This window comes from Moraxella sp. CTOTU47616, from assembly GCF_032017465.1.
In the GTDB taxonomy this organism is placed as follows: domain Bacteria; phylum Pseudomonadota; class Gammaproteobacteria; order Pseudomonadales; family Moraxellaceae; genus Faucicola; species Faucicola tetraodonis.
Genome location: NZ_DALZPU010000009.1, coordinates 82,134 through 89,347 on the forward strand (window position 1 = coordinate 82,134; position 7,214 = coordinate 89,347).

Genomic DNA, 7,214 nt, shown 5'->3' on the forward strand with positions numbered 1-7,214 from the left:
GTAAATCACCATGCCGCTAACAAACCAATCTACTAGATTTTGTCAAAAGTCTCTCATCACTGCAACGACATTGGTTACTATCATCACCCTTACTGGCTGCGCCACCACCAAAATCGGTAGCCGCGATACTGCAAGAGCCATCATGGATCAGCGCGTCAGCGTGTTATCAGGCAGCCGCTTGAGTTCTGACACCAAAAGCCGTTTAGTGCAGGCAGGTTTAGATGAAGAAAAATGCTTGGCAAATATGCCTGCCTGTGTAGTGACGCTCAAGCAAGCGGATCTTAATTCCGATAAAGGGATTTATGGCGCAATTAGTGAGCTGTTTTACGCCTCTGCCCAGCAGCGCCAGCAAGCCAAAACTTGTACCAATCCGCCAAAAGATTTGGCCACAGACTATGCCAAAGATTTGGTTGGCAAGACCGACATTGTAGCGCCCAAACCCGATGAAATTTCTTGTACTATCGCCTTTCAAGACGATATGCTGCAATCGATTCGGTTTTCTTACATTTATTTGATGTACGATATCCTCAATCCAACCGTCGTCAATCAACAACCGTCACAATTGTATTATCTGCCAAAACAACGCGATACCCAAATTCAGGACTTGTATTACGCTGCCATCGATGCGTTAGGTGATCGCCTGTATCATCAAAAAATGGCAGAAAATTATCAAATCACTCGCAACAACCTGCGTGTCAGTATCAATGGACAGCCGTTTACTGACAAATCGGCATCGATGAAACTGATTTCAAGCTACCAGATTAATTTATCAAAATTTAATACCATCAGTCGCCGCGATGGCTTTGGTATCAATTATGTGGCGCTACTCAATAGTCGCATCAATACGGCGGTGATTATTGACTTGTTGCAACACTATGCCAATGATACACCGTTAGAAGAACGTATCCACCAATCAGGGCATTTGCCTATGACCGCGGTGTTGGTGCCCAAAGGCAATAACATTGATGAGTTGCAAAAAACCACCGATTTTTCGCTTAATATTTATAATCCCTATCAGTTTAAAAGTGTCTCTATTCTCAACAAAGATTTTGCGCTATCGGCGAATTTTTCGGCAGCCTACGGCTTGTGGTCACAGGACAATCGCCTAGGCAATATCAGTTATTTTAGTATGTTTTCCTCGCCGTATCAGCAAACCCAGCCGCATTTATTTATGCTTGAGCCTTACAATCCTAATAAACGCGTGATTATCATGATGCATGGGTTGGCATCGAGTCCTGAAACTTGGATTGGACTGACCAATGACATTTTTAATGACCCAAAACTTCGCGAAAACTTCCAAGTTTGGCAGATTTTTTATCCAACCAATATCCCGATGCTAGAAAACCGCCACCAAATTTATGACTTGATTGAACGCACTTTTAAAATTGTCGATCCTAAGCAGCAGGACGTTGCCAGTCAACATGCGGTGCTGATTGGTCATAGTATGGGTGGGGTGATTGGGCGTTTGTTGGTATCAAATGATGACTTGACGCCTAAAGTCGAATCGCTGGTTGCCAATTACTCACAGATGAATAATTTTTCAGCAGGCTACGCGGCATTTGTCCGTCATGCGCAAAATAAAACGCTCAGTGACCGCTTCAAACTTCAAGCCCTGCCGCAAGTCGATCGCGCGATTTTTATCTCTTCGCCATTTCGCGGTACCGATTATGCCGATCGCTGGTTTACTCGCAGTTTGCGCCGTATCATCTCACTACCGGCAGGATTTATCCGCACCGTGTATGACAATTTAAATTCGCTATTTACTGAAGGCGTGGTTTCAAGCAATCCGCTGGCACAGCTATTTTTGGAAAATGGCGCCAGCCAGTTGAGCAGCCGCTCTTACTTTAACCAATTAACGGCAGATGTCACCATCGCGCCCAATGTTGCGGTCAATAACATCATCGCCACTGATGATAAGGATTTGTCCAATGCGCTCAATCAGCTTACCGCTAAGGCAGCCAATAGTACTACTGATGATGTATCGGCATCCATAACATCTTCGAAAAATAACAATACAACCACGACCGTGAAACCCGCCACAGAGACCAAGCTGTATAACACCACGAGTCTGGCGCAAGCCAAACAAAGCCTAGATGAGAAAAAGCAACTCTTAGAATCGGTGAAATATGGCGCAACCGACCGTGTCTCTGATGGTATTGTGCCGTACAACAGCTCGCATTTAGAAGGCGTGGAATCTGAAAAAGTGCTTACCGGTCGTCACAATGTCCATACCAGCCCGCAGGCGATTTTGGAGTTACGTCGCATCCTGCATCAACATCTCGCTCGCTATGGCATCACCCAAGCGCCGCCTGACAGACAGCCTTGATAGCCACTATCAGCATCAATAAAAAAGCGAATAGCCTTCACTATTCGCTTTTTATGACACTGTTTTTTATTTAACTGTTTATTGCTACTAATTATTGATACTGCTGACAGTCCAACCGCTAAACTTTAGCAAAATACTTGGTCAACACTTCAAGACAGCGCGTCACCTTCGCAGGTTGTTGTTCATGTCTAGGTGTTACCGCATACAGCATATAACTTGGTAATTGGTAACCTGGCAATACTTCCACCAAATCGCCATTTGCCAATTCTTTTTGGATATCCAGTGACATGATGCGGGCAACGCCATGCCCTTCTTTGGCAAGGGTCGTGGCAAGCATAATGTTGTTGGTTTGAATACGCGTTGGCATACGTACGCGTGATTTTTTACCTGTTTCCACATTCACCATATCAACTTGATTGGGGTCTTTGACAAGACTAATGCCAATCATATTGAGTTTGGCCAAATCTTTTGGCTCGGTCAATTTTTCATTTTGACGTAAAAAATGCGGTGAAGCCACCAGCAGCTGACGTATCTCGGTCAAAGGAAACGCCGATAAACTACTGTCATTAAGGTTTGGTGACATCCGAAGGGCGATATCGATACGCTCTTCAATCAAGTCAACATACTGATTGTCCGCTTCAAAATGGATGGTTAAATCATCATGCGCCGAAATCCAAGTCGACAGCGCCGGTAAAATATGATTCACACCCAATTCTGGCGTGGTCGCAATGCGTAAGTTCCCTGCTAACTCATCGCGTAATTGATTGACACGGATACGACCTTGTTCGGCTGCCGCAACCACATCTTTGGCACTCTCATAGAAACTAGTGCCTGCTTCTGTTAAGCTTAACTTACGAGTCGAGCGATGCAATAACACCACACCCATATCGTTTTCTAACGAGCGGATTTGTTGACTAACCGCACTTGTTGTTATGCCCAGTTCTTTTGCAGCACCACTAAATGAACCATGACGTACAACACTTGCAAAAACCGCCATGCCTCTTAAATTATCAAGCATATTTCACCCAATTTTATCACTTAATCAAAGTCGCTTTTAAAAGCTGATGTATTATACGTTATTAGCAAGATAAATTAAACGACATCGGGATTTATTAACTAAAATTATTAATATTTTTTTCAATTATTTAATATTGTATTTTATTGATTTTCTTAACAAATATTGGTTTCCCTCAATTATTCATCCGTTAAAAAAGTAAAAATTAGAATTTATATAAATTAAATTGACTTATTGAATTAACTTAACAGAGCTAATCGAGGCGTGTTGCTGCAACAGTGCCTGGGTAACTGCTTGTTGTTCAAGCTGATGAGTAGCTTGTTGTAATGCTAGTTTTTCGCGGGCTTCTTGGAGTGCTTCTGGTGTTAATTTCTCTAGCGCTTGAAAATTACTTGCCCCCTCCGCCAAACGAATATCAATACCCTCAAAACGCTGTCGAAGTTTTTGGCAAAAATTATCAAAAGTTGCGGTATGGGTCAAAAAGCTTTGTTCAGTGACAAATTGGCTAACCCCATGAATCTCGCCTGTCATAACCCCGCGTTTGGCAAGCACTAATTCATCATCATCGAGCCAGCCTTGCTCACGGGCATTAAACACCCAATAATCCCATTTGGCAGGTGTCCATTCGCCCTCAAGTGGTACATGAGTGGGTTTGAGCAATGCCAGTGGCGATATATCAGCTATATCACTACCCTCTGCCGCCATAGTGTGGTGGGAATTGTCAACATTAACGTTGACATTGGTAGCTACGGCGACTGACGCTGGCTCATTTTTTTTTATCGATGCGCTATCTTCCGTAACCATAGTCGGTGCGGTCATCTCATAATGACTGGCACTGGGTTGCAAGTCAGATAAGCGATTGGCATCGGCATCGTCTTCTATGGTGGGCGTTTGCTGTGTACTGGTATTGACCGCGGCTTCATCGATAGATATTAAATGGCTATCATCAAATGCCTGTTGTTCAATGCCTTGTTGAATGCTTTCTTCAATGATTTGTTGAATGCTATCAACGCTCGCAACGTTTGACGCAGATTTGAGCAGATTGTCATCCGATAAGTTGTCGTCACTCTGCGAGTGTAGCACTCGCTCTGCATCAATGTTATTGTCAGACGGTAGCGAGGCTGATGACTGAGACTGTGCTGCATCGCCAAAAAATGCGCTATTATCAGCTACCTGATTATTATTTGGCTGATGTGAATAATTTGAGTCATCAGCGACAGTTACTTGTAAGCTATCTTCAGCCATCACTGAAGACTTTGCATCTTGCATTGATTTGCTAGGCGTTGTGTCAACAAGTTGAGAATCAGGACTTTGAGAGTCAGGGTTACTAACGATTGGCGGACGAAGCAGGATTTGATTGCGATGCAGTGGCTTGAACGCCATCAAGCGGAGTAAACACATCTCTAACGCTTGCATCGGCGTATTGGCTAATGCCAAGTTTTCACGGCTTTTTACCACAATGTCATAATATAGTTGTAATAGCTCTGCGGGTAACTGCTGAGCCAGTTGTTGCAATTGCTCGCTTTGCTGGCGATTGATTTGCAAATCAAAATTTGGCAAGGCCTGCAAAATTGCCAATTGATGTAGCGTCTCAGCCAACCTGTCAAATACGGCTTTGGCATCCACCACCTGCTCACGCAGAAGCTGAATAGCCTGCGTCAATTGCTGGGTATTTTGCTGATAAATATTAGCAAGGATAGCGATGACATCAGCTTGGTCAATTAAGCCAAGCATCTGGCGAATCACTTCATCTGTGACATTGCCATTGCCAAACGCAATGGCTTGATCAGTGAGTGACAACGCATCGCGCACGGAGCCTTTGGCACTGCTCGATAGCTGCCATAAGGCATCAGGCTCGTAGCTGATTTGCTCTTTGTTCAGAATCGTACCAAGATATTCAGCGAGCGCGACTTGCGGCAAAGGTCTGAGTACAAATTGCAGACAACGCGAGATAATGGTAATGGGCAGTTTTTGTGGGTCAGTAGTCGCAAGCAGAAACTTCACATGCGCTGGCGGCTCTTCGAGGGTTTTGAGTAGCGCATTAAAACTATGCGTCGATAGCATATGCACTTCATCAATTAGATAGACTTTGTAGCGACCTTGCGTTGGTGCATACGGCACGTTGTCGAGTAATTCACGGGTATCTTCAACTTTGGTACGTGATGCCGCATCAATCTCAATCAAATCAATAAATCGACCGCTATCGATGGATTGGCATACACCACAGACGCCACAAGGCTCGCTTGTCACCCCTGTTTCGCAGTTGAGACATTTTGCCAAAATACGCGCAATGGTGGTTTTGCCGACGCCGCGCGTACCCGTAAATAGATACGCATGATGCAAGCGCTGGTTATGGATGGCATTGATTAATGCTTTGGACACATGTTCTTGTCCCAGCAGCTCATGGAAGTTTTTTGGACGATATTTGCGTGCTAGGACTTGATACATGGTTATGGATACATGACAACAAAAACGTTAAAAAAAGAAATAACCTTAACCCGCTAGTCGTAAAACTAAACAGCTGGGCTATTGGCTTCAATTAGGGGTTGTAATTCACCGTCTTGGAACATTTGATAGATAATATCGCTGCCGCCAATCAGCTCACCTGCCACCCATAATTGTGGGAAAGTTGGCCAGTTAGCAATCTGTGGCAAAGTTGCACGGATTTCTGGGTTTTCAAGAATATTGACAAACGCAAATGGGCGACCAATTTGGGTTAATACATCCACCGCACGCGCAGAAAAACCGCATTGTGGGAACTGTGGCGTGCCTTTCATGTAAAGCAATACGCTGTGTTGAGCGATTTGGTCACGGATGGTTTGTTCGATGTCAGTTTGGTTCATATCAGTCATATGAAATTCCTTTGTCAGGCCCTTGTTAAAGTAGAGCGCTATCTTCACAGCTAGAATTTGACTCACTAATGATGAGTGCAGGGTTGCTATTATACGCTATAATGGTTATTGAAAGTAAGCATTCAAGATGCCCACCCCAAAAAAGTCAGCAGCAAAACCGCCCAAAAATTTCATTAATCTGATGAAGTCACTTGTTCAAGCAACACCACGCAGCTCACCATAATCCCTTCTTGACGACCGGTAAACCCAAGTTTTTCAGTCGTGGTTGCTTTCACGCTGATTTGGTCAATCGCGCAGCCCATGACACCGGCAATACGCGATTGAATCTCGGTACGATAAGGCAATAGTTTTGGACGCTCCGCCATGATGGTGATGTCAGCATTGATAAGCGCAAAGCCTTTTGATTGGATAAATTGGTAAACTTGGTTCAGCAAAATGGTCGAATCTATATTGCGAAACCGCTCATCAGTATCTGGGAAAAACTGCCCAATATCGCCCAGTGCCAATGCACCAAGCAACGCATCACACAACGCATGCAACACCACATCGCCATCAGAATGGGCAAGCAAACTGTGGGTATGGGGAATTTTCACCCCGCCTAAAGTTATAAATTGGTTTTCTGTGCCGTCGTTGACAAAGGCATGAACATCAATACCCTGACCGATTCTTATCATGGTTAATCCTATTTTTTTATCTTGCTGTCGTAATTTTGGTAGGCCATTCTGTTTGGTTTAACAATCACTGTTTTAATGGACTCTATTTTAACGGTTAAAGCATGATTTACAAGTAGTTAGGCTGCCTTAAATAACAGCTTTGAATAACAGTTTAGAATAAAAACTTTGGATAACGACTTTGCATAGCATTCTAACAACAACTTTAAATAAAAACTTGGCATGACCAGTTACTATCGCTACTTGAGTTAAAAATTGGCTATCAAACAAGATTTACCCTATAACGTCTAAAAAAATTGATAAATCCTAGTAAATTGCTATGGTATTTTATTATATAACGTTATATAATA

General features: G+C 43.5%; 5 protein-coding genes. 1 reads left to right on the forward strand and 4 read right to left on the reverse strand.

Features of this window, described 5'->3' with window-relative positions:
- The first annotated feature begins 10 nt into the window (after window positions 1-10).
- Window positions 11-2,326 (forward strand): lipase family alpha/beta hydrolase, encoded by a 2,316-nt coding sequence (locus tag RTS10_RS10020; RefSeq protein WP_312540174.1) that lies wholly within the window; start codon window positions 11-13, stop codon window positions 2,324-2,326.
- A gap of 118 nt (window positions 2,327-2,444) precedes the next feature.
- Here RTS10_RS10020 and RTS10_RS10025 read toward each other — a convergent pair whose 3' ends face one another.
- From RTS10_RS10025 to ispF, 4 genes are all read right to left on the reverse strand, one after another.
- The gene (locus RTS10_RS10025) at window positions 2,445-3,344 is read right to left on the reverse strand and encodes a LysR family transcriptional regulator (RefSeq protein WP_050323956.1); all 900 of its coding nucleotides are present in this window, start codon (window positions 3,342-3,344) and stop codon (window positions 2,445-2,447) included.
- A 228-nt stretch (window positions 3,345-3,572) separates the two neighbouring features.
- The gene (dnaX, locus tag RTS10_RS10030; RefSeq protein WP_312540175.1) at window positions 3,573-5,789 is read right to left on the reverse strand and encodes a DNA polymerase III subunit gamma/tau; all 2,217 of its coding nucleotides are present in this window, start codon (window positions 5,787-5,789) and stop codon (window positions 3,573-3,575) included.
- Window positions 5,790-5,854: 65 nt separating this feature from the next.
- Window positions 5,855-6,193, reverse strand: a complete 339-nt coding sequence (gene grxD, locus RTS10_RS10035; RefSeq protein ID WP_007116440.1) for a Grx4 family monothiol glutaredoxin — start codon at window positions 6,191-6,193, stop codon at window positions 5,855-5,857.
- A 173-nt stretch (window positions 6,194-6,366) separates the two neighbouring features.
- Entirely contained in the window at window positions 6,367-6,867 is a 501-nt protein-coding gene (gene ispF / locus RTS10_RS10040) for a 2-C-methyl-D-erythritol 2,4-cyclodiphosphate synthase (RefSeq protein ID WP_312540176.1), read from the reverse strand.
- Between the last annotated feature and the right edge of the window lie 347 nt (window positions 6,868-7,214).

Coding starts and splice junctions, on each gene's coding strand:
- grxD (WP_007116440.1), bottom strand. CDS start 6,193: ATGACTGATATGAACCAAACTGACATCGAACAAACCATCCGTGACCAA.
- dnaX (WP_312540175.1), bottom strand. CDS start 5,789: ATGTATCAAGTCCTAGCACGCAAATATCGTCCAAAAAACTTCCATGAG.
- ispF (WP_312540176.1), bottom strand. CDS start 6,867: ATGATAAGAATCGGTCAGGGTATTGATGTTCATGCCTTTGTCAACGAC.
- RTS10_RS10025 (WP_050323956.1), bottom strand. CDS start 3,344: ATGCTTGATAATTTAAGAGGCATGGCGGTTTTTGCAAGTGTTGTACGT.
- RTS10_RS10020 (WP_312540174.1), top strand. CDS start 11: ATGCCGCTAACAAACCAATCTACTAGATTTTGTCAAAAGTCTCTCATC.